This window comes from Bradyrhizobium sp. USDA 4486 (genome assembly GCF_054057995.1).
Genome location: NZ_JBSRZV010000001.1, coordinates 1753740 through 1767890, shown reverse-complemented (window position 1 = coordinate 1767890; position 14151 = coordinate 1753740). Strand labels below are relative to the sequence as shown.

Sequence of the window (14151 nt, the reverse complement as noted above, 5' to 3'; positions counted from 1 at the left end):
CTCGAAAACGCTATGCTACTCGACGACCTTCGGCACAAGGAAGAAATGCCCGTCGGTCGCGGGCGCGTTGGCAACGATATCGTCGGCGATCTCGCCGTCATCGACCACGTCCTGCCGCTTCTTCATCTGCATCGGGGTCACCGAGGTCATCGGCTCCACGCCCTCGACATTGACCTCCGAGAGCTGCTCGACGAAGGCGAGCATGGCGTTGAGCTCGCCCTGAAGGTGCGGAACCTCGTCCTCGGAAACCGCAATGCGCGCCAGATGCGCGATGCGGCGGACGGTAGCGGCGTCGACGGACATTATATAAGGCCTCTCACGGCAAAACCTAAGTGCCGTATAGCAGAGGCCGCTTTTGCGCCGCAACCGGCCCCAGAGGCCTATCCAGCCAGCGCTTTCAACCGGGCCAGCGCCGATTTCGCCAGATCCCGGGTCAATTCGGCCGCAGGGGCCTCGCGGCCGAGGGCAATCGCCTGTCCCGCCCAGAGATTGGTGAAATCCACCCTGCCCTGCTTTTCGGCAGCCGCCTTCAGCGGCCCCAGCGCGGTCGCGGCATGAGGGAACGGCGGCGCATCCGGCGAGATCGGCCCGGCCTCACGCATCAGGCGATTCTGCACACCCCGCGCCGGCCGGCCGGTCATGACATTGGTGATGACGGTGGAATCGTCCCGCGCTTCAGCGAGCGCCTTGCGGCCTCCCGCACTGACCTTGGATTCCGGACAGCGCAGATAGGCGCTGCCGATCTGCACGCCGGAGGCGCCGAGCGCGAACGCCGCGGCAATGCCGCGCCCGTCGGCGATGCCGCCGCAGGCGATCACCGGCACCTTCACCGCATCGACGACCTGCGGCACCAGCGCAAACGTGCCGGGCTGCTCGGCGATCTTGTCGGTCAAGAACATGCCGCGGTGACCACCGGCCTCGGCGCCCTGCGCAATGATGGCATCGACGCCGCGCTGCTCGAGCCAGACCGCCTCCTTCACCGTGGTTGCGGATGAAATGACGATGCAGCCGGCCGCCTTGACGCGCTTGAGCAGTGCCGCCTCCGGCAGACCGAAGTGGAAGCTGACGACCTCCGGCCTCAGCTCCTCGACGACCTCGCAGAAGGCGGCGTCGAACGGCGCGCGGTTCGCGGCATTGATCGGCGCGGCCGGATCGAGGCCATGCTCGGTGTAATAGCCCGCAAGCCGCTGCTTCCAGCGCGCCTCGGCTTCAGTCGTGAGCTCGACCGGCGTGTGGCAGAAAAAGTTCATGTTCACCGGCGCCTTCACGCGCTGGCGGATCAGACCAACCTGCTCGCGCGCCTTCTCCGCCGAGATCATCGCGCAGGGCAGCGAGCCCAGCGCACCACCTTCTGCGGCGGCAATCACCAGCTCCGCATCCATCACGCCGGCCATCGGTGCCAGCACGATCGGGAATTCGGTCTTGAAGAGGTCGATCAGTCGACGGTCAGGCCACATGGTTGTTCTCTCTCGTTCTTTCTTACCCTCCCCTGGAGGGGGAGGGTCGATCGCGCGAAGCGCGAGCGGGGTGGGGTGACAGTCTCTCAACGGAGAATCTGCTCGTGTGGAGAGATCACCCCACCCCGCCACGCATTCCGCTTCGCTACATGCGTAGCGACCCTCCCCCTCCAGGGGAGGGTCAAAAGTCTACGCCGCTGTCACCGAATTTCTCCGCCCAGCGAGCAGCTGCTCTGCCTCCCCCACAATCCGCTCGACGATCTCGGCCGCGGGAGGAATATCATGGATCAGGCCCACCGCCTCGCCCGCAATGACGGCCGCGACATCGAAATTGCAGGCGGCCTTCGCCGCAGCATACTCGGCCGCGACCGCGGCGACATTCTGCATCAGCTCGACCTCGCGCCCGATCCAGCGCCTGGCATGATCGTTGACAAGACACCGTCCCGTGAACGGCGCCGGCCAGACATTGTTGCGGGAGAGATCGAAGATGATGCCGCGCACCGTCGAGCCACTATTCGCCGCGCAAATGCGCCGCTTGGCTTCCTCGGCGCCATCGGCCTCCCGGCTCGCATAGAAGCGTGTGCCGAGCAGCACGCCGCTTGCGCCAAGCATCGTCATCGCAGCGAGCCCGCGTCCGTCGGCGATGCCGCCTGCGGCGACAACAGGCACACGGCCCGCGGCGAGATCGACGATTGCCGGCACGAGATCAATGGTAGCGCGTGAGGCGCCGTGACCACCCGCCTCCGTCCCCTGCGCGATCAGGATGTCGGCGCCGGCATCGAGCGCCTGCCGCGCCATCGTCTCGTCCTGCACCTGGCAGATCAGGCGCGCGCCTGATGAGGTGATGCTGCGCGCGAACGGCGCGGGATCACCGAACGACAGCATGATCGCGGACGGCTTTGCGGCGAGCGCGATATCGAGAAGCTCCGGCCGTTTCGCGAGGCTCCAGGTGATGAAGCCGATGCCGAACGGTGCTGACAGATCGGCGAGCTTCGCCGTCTCCTGCTCCAGCCACGCCCGTTCGCCATAGCCACCGCCCAGAATGCCGAAGCCGCCGGCGCGGCTCACCGCCGTCACCAGACGGCTGCCGGCGACGATGTCCATCGGCGCCAGCAGGATGGGATGCCTGATCTCCAGCAGCGTGGTCAGCGAGGTCGTCATTGGCACGGCGCTTCCTCCGATCTGGACAGCAAGACTAGGGCCGACTAGCATTCTCGAAAAATGAATTGTTGCGAACGTAGCCATCTCGAAAGCGAAACGACGCCATGGAACTCAGCGACATCCAGACCTTCGCCGCGGTCGCCCGCGCCGGCGGCATCACCCGCGCCGCGGAAGAGCTGAACACCGTGCAGTCCAACGTCACCCAGCGCGTGAAGGCGCTCGAGGCGGAGATCGGCACGGCGCTGTTCGAGCGCCACAGCCGCGGCATGACGCTGACCGGCGCCGGCAAGCGCCTCCTGCCCTATGCGCAACGGATGGCGGCGCTGTCGCGCGAAGCGCTGCTCGCCGCGCGCGACGACGGCGAGCCGAAAGGACCGCTCGCGATCGGCTCGATGGAGACGACGGCAGCCGTGCGGCTGCCGCCGCTGCTGGCTGATTTCCACCGCCGTTTTCCCGCCGTACGTCTCTCCTTGCGCACCGCGACGACGGCCGACCTCGTCGCCGGCGTGCTCGAAGGTGCGCTCGACGGTGCGTTCGTCGCAGGTCCCATCGCCCATGCCGACCTCACCGCGGCCGGCGCGTTCCGCGAAGAGCTGGTGCTGGTCAGCGCGCGGCGCTGGACCTCGCTCGCCGAGCTGCGCGCCTGCACGCCGGAGTCGGGCCCCACCGCGCTGGTGTTCCGCACCGGCTGCACCTATCGCCAGCGGCTCGAACAGGTGTTCGTCGAGTTCGGTTGGCCGTCGGCCGCGCGCTTCGAGCTCGGCACGCTCGACGGCATGATCGGCTGCGTCGCCGCCGACATGGGCGTGACGCTGCTGCCGCGCGCGGTCGTCGAGCGCAGCGCAATGAACGGCAGCGTGTCGATTCACGCGCTCAGCGCCGCGCATGCGCGGGTCGAGACACTCTTCATCCAACGCCGCGCCGGACATCAATACAGCGCGCTTCAAGGTTTCATCGCCTGCCTGAAGACGGACGACGAAATCATCGCGGCATGATATGCGCTAAATCCATGCCGGCTCTTATCTTGCCCCTCGTCGATGCTGCGATCCACTGGCCCGAACGCGGCGCGCTGGTCGGCCTCGATCTGGGCACCAAAACCATCGGCGTTGCCGTGTCCGACCCGGACCGGCGGCTCGCGACCGGCGTCGAGACCGTTCAGCGCAAGCAGTTCAAGCAGGACGCTGCCCGGCTGCTCGCGATCGCCGCCGACCGAAAAGTGGTCGGCTTCGTGCTCGGCCTGCCCATCAACATGGACGGCAGCGAGGGCCCGCGCGCGCAATCGACCCGCGCCTTCGCCCGCAATCTTGCGAACCTGACCGCGCTCCCGATCGGCCTTTGGGACGAGCGGCTCTCGACCGCGGCCGTGGAGCGCGAGCTGATCGGCATGGATGTCAGCCGCGCCAAGCGCGCCGAGGTGATCGACGAGCACGCCGCGATCTTCATCCTGCAGGGCGCGCTCGACCGCCTTGCGAACTTGCGCGCTGGCTGATGCCATGGCGGTCGTGATCGCGGCGCTGCTGCCGGTGTTCATCCTCATCGTGCTCGGCATCGTGCTGAAACGCACGCTGATGCGGCTCGACACGCAATGGCACGGGCTGGAGCGGCTGACCTATTTCGTGCTGTTCCCGATGCTGCTGATCCAGACGCTGGTGAAGGCGGACCTGTCGAAAGTGCCGGTCGCCGGCGTCGGCGGCGCCCTCTTGCTGTCCGCGCTCTCGATGTCGCTGCTATGCCTGGCGCTCCGCCCGGCCCTGTCACGGCTCGACATCGATGGTCCCGCCTTCACCTCGATCTTCCAGGGCGCAACCCGCTGGCAGACCTATGTCGCGCTCTCGGTCTCCGCCAACATGTTCGGGGATGTCGGGCTGGCGTTGGCGTCCGTTGCCATGGTCGCGATCATTCCGCTGGTCAACGTGTTCAGCGTCGCCGTGCTCGCGCAATATGCCGCGCCGGAAAGGCGGTCCGCGCGCGCGATCGTCATGACGGTGATCCGCAATCCTCTGATCTGGGCCTGCGCCATCGGCCTCGTCATCAACGTCATCCATTTGCCGCTGCCGAAAATCTGGCACGAGGTGGCCGATGCACTCGGCCGCTCCTCGCTCGCGATCGGCCTGCTCGTCACTGGCGCGGGCCTCCAGCTCAAGGGCTTGCTCCGCCCGAGCATGGGCGCGACCATCGGCGTCGCATTCAAGCTGGTGCTGATGCCCGTGCTCGCGCTGGTGCTCGCCGCCTGGTTCGGGCTGACAGGCAACAGCCTCGCCATCGTCGCGATCTGCGCGGCGGTGCCGACCTCGCCCAGCGCCTATGTGCTGGCCCGCCAGATGGGCGGCGACGCACCGCTGCTGGCCCAGATCATCACCCTGCAAACGATTTTGGCAGCGATCACGATGCCGGTCACGATCGCGCTGGTGGCCTAGCTCCCGAGCCACATGGTCAGCACCACCGCGGTCAGATTGTTCAGCGCGTGCAGGATGGTCGTGAGCCAGAGCGAGTTGGCGCGGTGGCGCATGTATCCGAACCACAGGCCGATGGTGAACACTTCGGCAAGGAAGTAGAAGTCGTACTGCAGATGAACGATCGTCCACACCAGCGACGACAGGATGATCGCGCCCGGCACGCGCAGGAAGCTCGCCGACCAGCCGCGGAACAGAAAGCCGCGTGCCAGAAACTCTTCCGACATCGGCGCTGCCACGCTGAAGGCGACCAGCAGCATGAGTGCCGCGCCCTTGTCTCGGCCGGATTTCAACAGATCGGTCATGAAGCCCGGCGTCGCCTCGCGGCCGAGCGATCGCGACACGACCTCCCAGGCCAGCACGATCAGGACGAGACCGACCGCGCCGAATAGGAGCTGCTTCCAGGACGGCCAATGGAGCGCGAGGTAATCGGTGAACGACGCCTTCTTGATGCGGATGGCAAGCCACACCGTCGCCAGCGTCGCCGGCAGCCCCATGATCACCGAGAGCGCCAGCGCCTGGGGCTCGTGACCGATCGACTGGAGCGAGGCGAGATCCATCGGCAGGCCGCGCAGCGCCACCAGCAGGACGACCGCACCGATCTGCCCGACGAACATCGCGACGAAGATGAAGAGGCCCCACAGCGCCGTGCCCCAGAACCTCCAGACGCGCGGCGGCGCGGGCGTCTCGATCAGCGGCGGATGGTCGGGATTGAGGGAGTCCATCAGGAGGCTTTCGTTGGGTTCACACCGTCATTCCGGGGCGATGCGAAGCATCGAGCCCGGAAGTTCAAGATTCCGGTTTCGCCCTTCGGGCGCCCCTGAATGACGGAATCAATAATCACGGCAGCGCCCGCTCCAGCAGGGCGCGTATATCGCCGCTGTCCAGCTCCACCGCGCCATACATGCTGGCGTGATTGGCAGGGAGACGCGTGGCGGCGAACAGTTCGGCGTGGCGCGGCAAAACGCCGTTGAGCGCGGCGGCTCCGGCGAGCAGCGCAAGCTTCTCGACCGCGAGCCTCGCGACGCGCTCGCCGTCGGCCCGGCGGAATGTCTGGACGATGAACGCGGCCGCCTCGCCTGCGCCGGGCAGCCCCTTCGTCTCGGCCGCCAGCGATTGCAGCACCGCCATCGCCGCCTCCGGCTCGCGCGAGAGCGCGCGGAGCACGTCGAGGCACATCACGTTGCCCGAGCCCTCCCAGATCGCATTGACCGGCGATTCCCGATAGTGCCGCGCCAAGATGCCGTCCTCGACATAACCGTTGCCGCCGAGGCATTCCATCGCCTCGTAGAGGAACGCGGGCGCGCTCTTGCACGTCCAGTATTTGATCGCGGGCGTCAGCAGCCGCATGTAAGCGGCCTCAGCCGCATCATGCGGCGTGCGGTCGAAGGCGCGGCAGAGCCGCATCACCAGCGCCGTGCTCGCCTCGACATGCAACGCCATGTCCGAGAGCACGGCCTGCATCAGCGGCTGGTCGGCCAGAAGCTTCTGGAACACGCTGCGGTGACGGGCGTGATGCAGCGCATGCGCGAGCCCCGAGCGCATCAGGCCGACGGACGCGATTGCGCAATCCTGTCGCGTCAGCTGGACCATCTGAATGATGGTGCGGATGCCCTTGCCCTCCTCGCCGACCCGTTCGGCATAGGCGCCGACGAACTCGACCTCCGACGATGCGTTGGAGCGATTGCCGAGCTTGTCCTTCAGCCGCTGGAACTGGATCGCATTGACCGATCCATCCGGCGCGAAGCGCGGCATGAAGAAACAGGTCAGTCCGCTATCCGCCTGCGCCAGCACCAGGAACGCATCGCACATCGGCGCCGACATGAACCATTTATGGCCGGTGATGCGATAGGCCTCGCCGTCACGCACCGCGCGCGTCATGTTGGCGCGCACGTCGGTGCCGCCCTGCTTCTCGGTCATGCCCATGCCGATCGTCATGCCGCGCTTCTCCGACCATGGCGCGAAGCTCGGATCGTAGCTCTTCGTCGACAGCACCGGCATCACGCGGGCGAGCAGTTCCGGCTGCATCGCCAGCGCGCCCACCGAGGCGCGCGTCATCGTGATCGGGCAGAGATGGCCGGTCTCGACCTGAGCGGCCATGTAGAATTTTGCCGCGCGGATGACCTCGGCGGCATCGCCCGCCGGCCTGCCGTCCGCCGTCCAGGTCGAATTGTGCACGCCGGCATGCGCACTGTGCGCCATCAGCTCGTGATAGGCGGGATGAAACTCGACCTGGTCGCGGCGATTGCCCTTGGCATCGAAGGTGCGCAGCTTCGGCGGGTTCTCGTTCGCCACGCGCCCGCGATCGGCCATTGCCGCCGAGCCCCAATGCTTGCCGAACTCGGACAGCTGCCGTTCCGCCACAGCGCCGCCATTGGCCTTCACCGCCTCCACCAGCGGCCGGTCAACGGCGAACAGATCAACGTCCTCGAACGGCGGCGACTGGTTGAAGACCTCGTGGGTCGCGAAGCTGGGCTGGGTCATCGCGTTTCCGATCAAATCTGTCCCGTCACGGGTGATGCCATCTCTCCCCTTGGGAGAGGTAACCCGACTCGCGGCTGCATCTGCTTCAATGAAACTCTACCTTGTTCGCGGCTGGATCGGAAAATCATAGGCCGCCCCGCCCGCCTCCGGCAGGGAAAAATGCCACCACTCCTTCGAATAGTTCACAAAGCCTTGCCTCGCCATCGCAGCCACCAGCCGCTTGCGCCAGGCGCGCTGCTCGGCCGTGATCGACGGTGCCGCGGTATGGCCTTTCGTGTCGGTGCAGTCATAGCCGGTGCCCATGTCGACGCTGCCTTCCGGCAGCCGCGCCGCGACCGGCGCCGTGCAATCGGCATAGGTCCTCGACGGATCGATTTTTGCGGAATTGTCGGCCTTGAGATCGACCAAAGTGAGGTCGAGCGCGGCGCCCGTCGAGTGCTGCGAGCGGCTCGCGATGTAGCCGAGCCGGAACAGCTCAGTCTTCGGGATCTTCGGATTGTAGCGCCGCTCGGCGGCGGTCTCGTTGCCGTTCTGCGACCACTTCACCATGTCGCGCGAGGCCCGCGCCGGCCGGTAACAGTCGAACATCTTCAGCGACAGGTTTTGCGCCGCCAGCTCTGCTTGAACCGCCTTCAGCCGCAGTCCGACCTCGCGCTTCACTACGCATTCGCCGGCGCCATAGCCGGCGAGCGGACGGCCGACGAAATTGTTGGACGTGGCGTAGCGGATGTCCTGGATGATGCTGGGATCGATATCACGCAGATAGACGAAGCCGCCGGGGAGCGATTGGGCGTGGGCGGATGAGATTGAGGTAATCGCGAGAAATGAAATCAAAAACGTTCTGATCAAGCGCATTCGCTCTCCCCTGTCATTCCGGGGCGGCTCGAAGAGCCGAACCCGGAATCTCGAGATTCCGGGTCTGGCGCTCGCGCGCCATCCCGGAATGACTGCGGCGGCGACAGATCAGGGGATAACTCCCCGCCCCGGCATTGGCCCTTGCTCCCCTCGCCATCCGCGCCTATAGCTCTCGCTTTAATGACATCGAAATCGACCTTCGTCCTCGGCCACCGGCATTTGCTGGGCATCGAGGGCCTTTCCGCGGCCGATATCACCGGCCTCCTCGACCTGTCCGAAGAATATGTCGAGCTCAACCGCCAGGTTGACAAGAAGCGCACCGTCCTGCGGGGACGGACGCAGGTGAACCTCTTCTTCGAGGCCTCCACCCGGACCCAGTCCTCGTTCGAGCTCGCGGGCAAGCGGCTCGGCGCCGACGTCATGAACATGTCGGTGTCCTCCTCGTCCATCAAGAAAGGCGAGACGCTGGTCGACACCGCGATGACGCTGAACGCCATGCACCCGGACATCCTGGTGGTGCGCCATCACGCCTCCGGCGCAGTGGAACTCTTGGCGCGCAAGGTCGACGGTTCCGTGATTAATGCCGGCGACGGCGCACATGAACATCCCACCCAGGCGCTGCTCGACGCGCTCACCATCCGCCGCAACAAGGGCCGGATCGAGGGGCTCGTCATCGCCATCTGCGGCGACGTGCTGCATTCGCGCGTCGCTCGCTCCAACATCATCCTGCTCAACGCCATGGGCGCCCGCGTCCGCGTCGTCGGTCCCTCGACGCTGTTGCCGCCCGGCATCGAGCGGATGGGCGTCGAGGTCGCGCGCGACATGCGCGAGGGTCTCAACGGCGCCGACATCGTCATGATGCTGCGGCTGCAGCGCGAGCGCATGAACGGCTCCTTCGTGCCGTCATCGTCGGAATATTTCCACTATTTCGGGCTCGACCAGAAGAAGCTCGCCTACGCCAAGCCGGACGCACTCGTGATGCATCCAGGCCCCATGAACCGCGGCGTGGAGATCGACACCGCGGTTGCCGACGGCGCGCAATCCCTGATCCGCGAACAGGTCGAGATGGGCGTCGCCGTGCGCATGGCGGTGCTGGAAGCGCTCGCCCGCAACCTGCCGAACGCGTGATGCCGATGCTGACTGATCGCCGCCCCGTCCTGCTCGCCAACGCCCGCGTCGTCGATCCCTCCAGGGATTTCGACGGCCTCGGCGACGTCCTGATTGCCGACGGCATCATCCGCGAGACCCGCCGCGGCATCGGCGCGGCCGGCGTCCCCGAGGGTACCGACATCGTCAACTGCTCCGGCAAGATCGTCGCACCGGGCCTGATCGACATGCGCGCCTTCGTCGGCGAGCCCGGCTTCAGCCATCGCGAGACCTTTGCCTCGGCGAGCCAGGCGGCGGCGACCGGCGGCATCACCACCATCATCTGCCAGCCGGATACCTCGCCGGTGATCGACAATTCGGCGACTGTCGACTTCGTGATGCGCCGCGCCCGCGACACCGCGATCGTCAACATCCAGCCGATGGCGGCGCTGACCAAGGGCATGCGCGGCGAGGAGATGACCGAGTTCGGCCTGCTCAAGGCCGCCGGCGCGGTCGCGTTCAGCGACGGCGACAGGAGCGTGACCAATTCGCAGGTGATGCGCCGCGCGCTGACCTACGCCCGCGATTTCGACGCGCTGATCGTGCACCACACCGAAGACCCCGACCTCGTCGGCGAAGGCGTCATGAACGAAGGCGAGTTCGCCTCGCGGCTCGGCCTGATGGGCATCCCGAAGGCCGCCGAAGCGGTGATGCTGGAGCGCGACATGCGTCTCGTCGCGCTCACCGGCGGCCGCTACCACGCGGCCTCGCTGACCTGCATCGACTCGCTCGAGATCCTGAAGCGTGCCCGCGACGCCGGGCTCGCCGTCAGCGCCTCGGTGTCGATCAACCATCTCGCGCTGAACGAGAACGACATCGGCCCCTACCGATCCTTCCTGAAACTGTCGCCGCCGCTGCGCACCGAGGACGACCGCCGCGCGCTGGTGGAGGCGATGGCCTCCGGCCTCGTCGACGTCATCATGTCCGATCACAATCCGCAGGACGTCGAGGTCAAGCGCCTGCCGTTCGCGGAAGCCGCTCCTGGCGCCGTGGGCCTGGAGACCATGCTGCCGGCGGGCTTGCGGCTGGTCCACAATGGCGAGATGGAACTGGCGACGCTGATCCGGGCGATGTCAACCAGGCCGGCGGAGTTGCTCGGCCTGCCAGGCGGAACCCTGCGCACCGGCGCTCCAGCCGACGTCATCGTGATCGATCCTGATACGCCCTGGATCGTCGACCCCGCCGATCTCAAATCGCCCTGCAAGAACACCCCGTTCGACGAGGCCCGCTTTACAGGCCGCGTGGTGCGCACCATTGTCAGCGGACGGACGGTGTACGAGCATGTCTGACGTGCGTAGCGGCGGCCAGGGACCTTGCAACGATGGGGCTTGAAGCATTTCTGCCGGTGGCCTTCGTCATCGGGTACCTCCTCGGCTCGATTCCGTTCGGGCTGATCCTGACCAGGCTCGCCGGCACGCAGGATATCCGCTCGATCGGCTCCGGCAGCATCGGCGCAACCAACGTGCTGCGCACCGGACGCAAGAGCCTTGCCGCGGGCACCCTGCTGTTCGATGCGCTCAAGGGCACCGTGGCGGTCGTGATCGCCGGCCACATCGCGGGGCCGAATGCCGCGATGGTGGCGGGGCTCGGCGCCTTCCTCGGCCATCTCTTCCCGGTCTGGCTCAAGTTCAGGGGCGGCAAGGGTGTCGCCGTCTACATCGGCATCCTGCTCGGCCTGTTCTGGCCGGCCGCACTGGTGTTCTGTCTGCTCTGGCTGGCGACCGCCTTCACCACCCGCTACTCCTCGCTCTCGGCCCTGGTGGCATCCTTCATCACGCCGATGTTCCTGTGGTGGTTCGGCCATCTCGCGCTCGCCTCGCTGTTTGCCGTGCTCACGCTGCTCTTGTTCTACGCGCATCGCGAGAACATCAAGCGATTGCAAGCGGGCAAGGAAAGCCGGATCGGGCAGAAGGCCTAGTAGAGCGTTTTCGAGGGAAGTGGATACCGGTTCGCGTCAAGAAAACGCTTCAAGCAAAATCTAAGGCCGGAAAAAGTACGGATACCGCCGCACCCCCTCCGCATTATATGCCAAATCCTGTTCGCAACTCCGAAGCTGCTCGCGGCCGGAGTGGCGAACGAGTTCCATGCCTGTCATCCTGACGGAGAAGATGGCGTTAGGCGGTTGCTCAGAATGAGCGAGAAGATTGTCGGCACGCATGACGGCGGCGGTTTGCAAGGTGCTTCCAGCACCGCGGCAAGCCGGCTGCTCTCGATGACGAGTATCTGGTCCGAGGCGCCCTTGCCGCCTCCTAAGCCTGTTCCTCCACCACCGGCGCCTGCTCCCGCGAAAGCCGTCGCTCCCGTCGAGGTCATGACCGCGACCGCACCCGTCGTGCGCGATCAGGTCCGCTCCAAACAATGGCCGCCGCGAAAACTCTCGTTGGCGCTCCAGGGCGGCGGCACCTTTGCGGCGTTCACCTGGGGCGTGCTGGAGCGGCTGCTGGAAGAGCCATCCATCGAGATCGATACCATCAGCGGCGCCAGTGCCGGCGCCATCAATGCGCTGCTCCTCGCCTGCGGCCTTGCGGAAGGCGGACGCGAAGCGGCCCGCGCGCGGCTGAACCGATTCTGGGTCCGCCTGATGCACGAGGCCTCGTTCCGCTCGCTGATGCTGCTCGGCGGCTTCTCGCCGGCCGGCAGCTCGGTCGCGTTCGGCCCGACGCTGCGCTCCGGACAGTTCGACCCGTTCGACCTCGATCCGCTGCGGCAGGCGCTGTCCCGCGACATCAATTTCGACGTCTTGCGCGATGCGACCTGCCCAAAGCTGCTGATCGCGGCGACGCGCATCCGCGACGGCCAGCAGCAGGTCTTCCGCAACGAGGCAATCACCGCCGATGTCGCGCTCGCCTCGACCTGTCCGCCCCTGGTTCACTGCGCCGTCGAGATCGACGGCGAGGCCTATTGGGACGGCGGTTTTGGTGGCAATCCGCCGCTGGTGCGGCTGGTGCAGGAATCGGCGACGTCCGATCTGCTGTTGGTCCAGGTCACGCCGGCGCGCGACAGCTACGTGCCGATCACGCTCGCCGCGATCGACCGCCGGCTCGACCAGATCGCGGCCAACGCCGCGCTCAATGCCGAGATCGCCGCGATCGCATGGGCGCAGTCGCACGCAGCACCTGCGCTGCGGCTCTCCCGGATCGCGGCCGAGGATTCCGTTGACGGCCTTGCGCAGCGCTCGTCCACCGATCTCGGCCGCGGCTTCATCCGCACGCTGCACCGGAGCGGCCGCGAAGCCGCCGAGCGCTGGCTCGGACAGGACGCGACAGCCGAAGCTCAACGCGCCGTTTCCGTCGCAGAACCTGCGCTAGCCTGATTTCGCCAGCGCGTTCTCCAGGAACCAGGCCGCGGCCAGCGCGCCCGGATCGTTGCCGAAGCGCGCGATCACCTGCACGCCGATCGGCAGGCCACCCACCTTCAGCACCGGCACGTTGACGCAAGGATTGCCCATCAGCGTCCACAGCCGGTTGTAGCGGGGATCGCCCGTGGTCGCGAGCTCCTTGGCCGGCGGCGTGCCCGGCGCCGAATAGGTCAGCAGCACGTCGACGCCCTCGAACAATTCGCCGAGCTCGCGGCGGCCACGGCGGCTGATCCGCCGCGCTTCGTCGTAGTCCTTCGGCGTCAACCCGACCGACGCATCGAGGCTGGCGCGCAGCATCGGCGCGATCTCGTCGTGACGCTCGGAATATTCCCACGCCAGCGCGCGATGCGCCTCGAACTCCTGGATCACGGGGTGGATGCGCCAGGCCTCCTGCATCGCTTCCGGCAGATCGATGCTCTGCACGCTGGCGCCGGCACTCTCGACCGCCTTGATCGCGGCTTGCAGGCCCTCCTCGGCGGCCGGCTCGACGGCGCCCGCGAACTCCTGCCTGACCACGCCGATACGCGGCGACTTCGCCGGTACGATGCCGGAGAACTCGCTGCGGCCCGTCATGGCATGCAGTCCGCGCGCAAGGTCCTCCGCGCGCGCACCGAACAGGCCGACCGTGTCCAGCGCCCACGAATAGCATTTCACGCCGACTGTCGGCAGCATCCGGAACGACGGTTTGATCGCAGCCGTGCCGCAATAGGCGGCGGGCCGGATCACTGAGCCGCCGGTCTGGGTGCCCAGCGCCAGCGGAATCATGCCGGCGCCGACGGCAGCCGCCGAGCCGGAGGACGAGCCGCCCGGCGAATGGCCGAGGTTATGCGGATTGAGCGTCGGCGTCGGATCGCGCGAGGCAAACGCGGTCGTCGTGGTCTTGCCGATGATGGTGGCGCCCGCCCGCTTCAGCATCATCACGACAGGCGCATCGCTGCGCGGCTGCCAGCCGCGATAGATCTCCGAGCCCATCTCGGTCGGGAAATTCGCGGTATCGATGATGTCCTTGATCCCGACCGCGATGCCACGCAGCGGGCCGGAGGCTTGCGCCTTTGCCGCCTTGTCGTAGCGGACGAAGGCGCGGACGTCCTTCTCCTTGCTCTCGATCGCCGCGAGCGACTGGGCGATGGCGGCATCCGGCGAAAGCTCGCCCGCTTCGATGCGGCGCTGGAGGTCGGCGAGTGAGATCATGGCAGAATCCTTCTTATTGGGATCGCTTTTAGCATCGGGGCGAGGT

General features: G+C 66.7%; 14 protein-coding genes. 7 read left to right on the top strand and 7 right to left on the bottom strand.

The genetic code is table 11. The features are described from left to right. Positions 1–15: 15 nt before the first annotated feature. From gatC to ACVWY3_RS08675, 3 genes are all read right to left on the bottom strand, one after another. Positions 16–303 carry an Asp-tRNA(Asn)/Glu-tRNA(Gln) amidotransferase subunit GatC gene (gatC, locus tag ACVWY3_RS08685; RefSeq protein WP_456838080.1) on the bottom strand — a complete coding sequence of 96 codons (288 nt, stop codon included), beginning with the start codon at positions 301–303 and terminating at the stop codon, positions 16–18. Between the two features lie 77 nt (positions 304–380). After that, a complete protein-coding gene (locus ACVWY3_RS08680) occupies positions 381–1457 on the bottom strand; it encodes an NAD(P)H-dependent flavin oxidoreductase (RefSeq protein WP_456838079.1) in 1077 nt (358 codons plus the stop codon). Between the two features lie 189 nt (positions 1458–1646). Then, positions 1647–2669 carry an NAD(P)H-dependent flavin oxidoreductase gene (locus ACVWY3_RS08675; protein WP_456838078.1) on the bottom strand — a complete coding sequence of 341 codons (1023 nt, stop codon included), beginning with the start codon at positions 2667–2669 and terminating at the stop codon, positions 1647–1649. Between the two features lie 53 nt (positions 2670–2722). On the opposite strand from ACVWY3_RS08675, the gene ACVWY3_RS08670 reads away from it, so the two are divergent. Genes ACVWY3_RS08670 through ACVWY3_RS08660 form a run of 3 tightly spaced genes read left to right on the top strand, consistent with a single transcriptional unit; the run spans position 2723 to position 5035 of the window. Next, positions 2723–3613 carry a LysR substrate-binding domain-containing protein gene (locus tag ACVWY3_RS08670; RefSeq protein WP_456838077.1) on the top strand — a complete coding sequence of 297 codons (891 nt, stop codon included), beginning with the start codon at positions 2723–2725 and terminating at the stop codon, positions 3611–3613. Between the two features lie 14 nt (positions 3614–3627). Next, positions 3628–4107: a Holliday junction resolvase RuvX gene (ruvX, locus tag ACVWY3_RS08665; RefSeq protein ID WP_456838076.1), complete on the top strand. Its 480-nt coding sequence runs from the start codon at positions 3628–3630 to the stop codon at positions 4105–4107. Between the two features lie 4 nt (positions 4108–4111). Continuing rightward, positions 4112–5035 (top strand): AEC family transporter, encoded by a 924-nt coding sequence (locus tag ACVWY3_RS08660; protein WP_456838075.1) that lies wholly within the window; start codon positions 4112–4114, stop codon positions 5033–5035. Here the strand turns inward: ACVWY3_RS08660 and ACVWY3_RS08655 are convergent. The 3 genes from ACVWY3_RS08655 to ACVWY3_RS08645 form a co-directional block, all read right to left on the bottom strand. Continuing rightward, entirely contained in the window at positions 5032–5796 is a 765-nt protein-coding gene (locus tag ACVWY3_RS08655) for a CPBP family intramembrane glutamic endopeptidase (RefSeq protein WP_456838074.1), read from the bottom strand. The two genes, ACVWY3_RS08660 and ACVWY3_RS08655, sit on opposite strands and share 4 nt — an antisense overlap. 115 nt (positions 5797–5911) lie before the next feature. Next, positions 5912–7555 (bottom strand): isovaleryl-CoA dehydrogenase, encoded by a 1644-nt coding sequence (locus ACVWY3_RS08650; protein ID WP_456838073.1) that lies wholly within the window; start codon positions 7553–7555, stop codon positions 5912–5914. A gap of 96 nt (positions 7556–7651) precedes the next feature. Next, entirely contained in the window at positions 7652–8410 is a 759-nt protein-coding gene (locus tag ACVWY3_RS08645) for a M15 family metallopeptidase (RefSeq protein ID WP_456838072.1), read from the bottom strand. A gap of 180 nt (positions 8411–8590) precedes the next feature. Between ACVWY3_RS08645 and ACVWY3_RS08640 the strand changes: the two genes are divergently transcribed. The 4 genes from ACVWY3_RS08640 to ACVWY3_RS08625 all read left to right on the top strand — a co-directional run bounded on the left by ACVWY3_RS08640 (position 8591) and on the right by ACVWY3_RS08625 (position 12869). After that, positions 8591–9538 carry an aspartate carbamoyltransferase catalytic subunit gene (locus tag ACVWY3_RS08640; protein WP_027559629.1) on the top strand — a complete coding sequence of 316 codons (948 nt, stop codon included), beginning with the start codon at positions 8591–8593 and terminating at the stop codon, positions 9536–9538. A gap of 5 nt (positions 9539–9543) precedes the next feature. Next, entirely contained in the window at positions 9544–10845 is a 1302-nt protein-coding gene (locus ACVWY3_RS08635) for a dihydroorotase (protein WP_456838071.1), read from the top strand. A gap of 32 nt (positions 10846–10877) precedes the next feature. Continuing rightward, positions 10878–11474 carry a glycerol-3-phosphate 1-O-acyltransferase PlsY gene (plsY, locus tag ACVWY3_RS08630; protein WP_456838070.1) on the top strand — a complete coding sequence of 199 codons (597 nt, stop codon included), beginning with the start codon at positions 10878–10880 and terminating at the stop codon, positions 11472–11474. Between the two features lie 213 nt (positions 11475–11687). Continuing rightward, entirely contained in the window at positions 11688–12869 is a 1182-nt protein-coding gene (locus tag ACVWY3_RS08625; protein WP_456838069.1) for a patatin-like phospholipase family protein, read from the top strand. Here the strand turns inward: ACVWY3_RS08625 and ACVWY3_RS08620 are convergent. Beyond that, positions 12861–14105, bottom strand: a complete 1245-nt coding sequence (locus ACVWY3_RS08620; protein WP_456838068.1) for an amidase — start codon at positions 14103–14105, stop codon at positions 12861–12863. The two genes, ACVWY3_RS08625 and ACVWY3_RS08620, sit on opposite strands and share 9 nt — an antisense overlap. Between the last annotated feature and the right edge of the window lie 46 nt (positions 14106–14151).

Bases quoted from the DNA above. Each gene is read 5' to 3' on its own strand.
- gatC (WP_456838080.1), bottom strand. From the start codon at position 303: ATGTCCGTCGACGCCGCTACCGTCCGCCGCATCGCGCATCTGGCGCGC.
- ACVWY3_RS08680 (WP_456838079.1), bottom strand. From the start codon at position 1,457: ATGTGGCCTGACCGTCGACTGATCGACCTCTTCAAGACCGAATTCCCG.
- ACVWY3_RS08675 (WP_456838078.1), bottom strand. From the start codon at position 2,669: ATGCTAGTCGGCCCTAGTCTTGCTGTCCAGATCGGAGGAAGCGCCGTG.
- ACVWY3_RS08670 (WP_456838077.1), top strand. From the start codon at position 2,723: ATGGAACTCAGCGACATCCAGACCTTCGCCGCGGTCGCCCGCGCCGGC.
- ruvX (WP_456838076.1), top strand. From the start codon at position 3,628: ATGCCGGCTCTTATCTTGCCCCTCGTCGATGCTGCGATCCACTGGCCC.
- ACVWY3_RS08660 (WP_456838075.1), top strand. From the start codon at position 4,112: ATGGCGGTCGTGATCGCGGCGCTGCTGCCGGTGTTCATCCTCATCGTG.
- ACVWY3_RS08655 (WP_456838074.1), bottom strand. From the start codon at position 5,796: ATGGACTCCCTCAATCCCGACCATCCGCCGCTGATCGAGACGCCCGCG.
- ACVWY3_RS08650 (WP_456838073.1), bottom strand. From the start codon at position 7,555: ATGACCCAGCCCAGCTTCGCGACCCACGAGGTCTTCAACCAGTCGCCG.
- ACVWY3_RS08645 (WP_456838072.1), bottom strand. From the start codon at position 8,410: ATGCGCTTGATCAGAACGTTTTTGATTTCATTTCTCGCGATTACCTCA.
- ACVWY3_RS08640 (WP_027559629.1), top strand. From the start codon at position 8,591: ATGACATCGAAATCGACCTTCGTCCTCGGCCACCGGCATTTGCTGGGC.
- ACVWY3_RS08635 (WP_456838071.1), top strand. From the start codon at position 9,544: ATGCTGACTGATCGCCGCCCCGTCCTGCTCGCCAACGCCCGCGTCGTC.
- plsY (WP_456838070.1), top strand. From the start codon at position 10,878: ATGGGGCTTGAAGCATTTCTGCCGGTGGCCTTCGTCATCGGGTACCTC.
- ACVWY3_RS08625 (WP_456838069.1), top strand. From the start codon at position 11,688: ATGAGCGAGAAGATTGTCGGCACGCATGACGGCGGCGGTTTGCAAGGT.
- ACVWY3_RS08620 (WP_456838068.1), bottom strand. From the start codon at position 14,105: ATGATCTCACTCGCCGACCTCCAGCGCCGCATCGAAGCGGGCGAGCTT.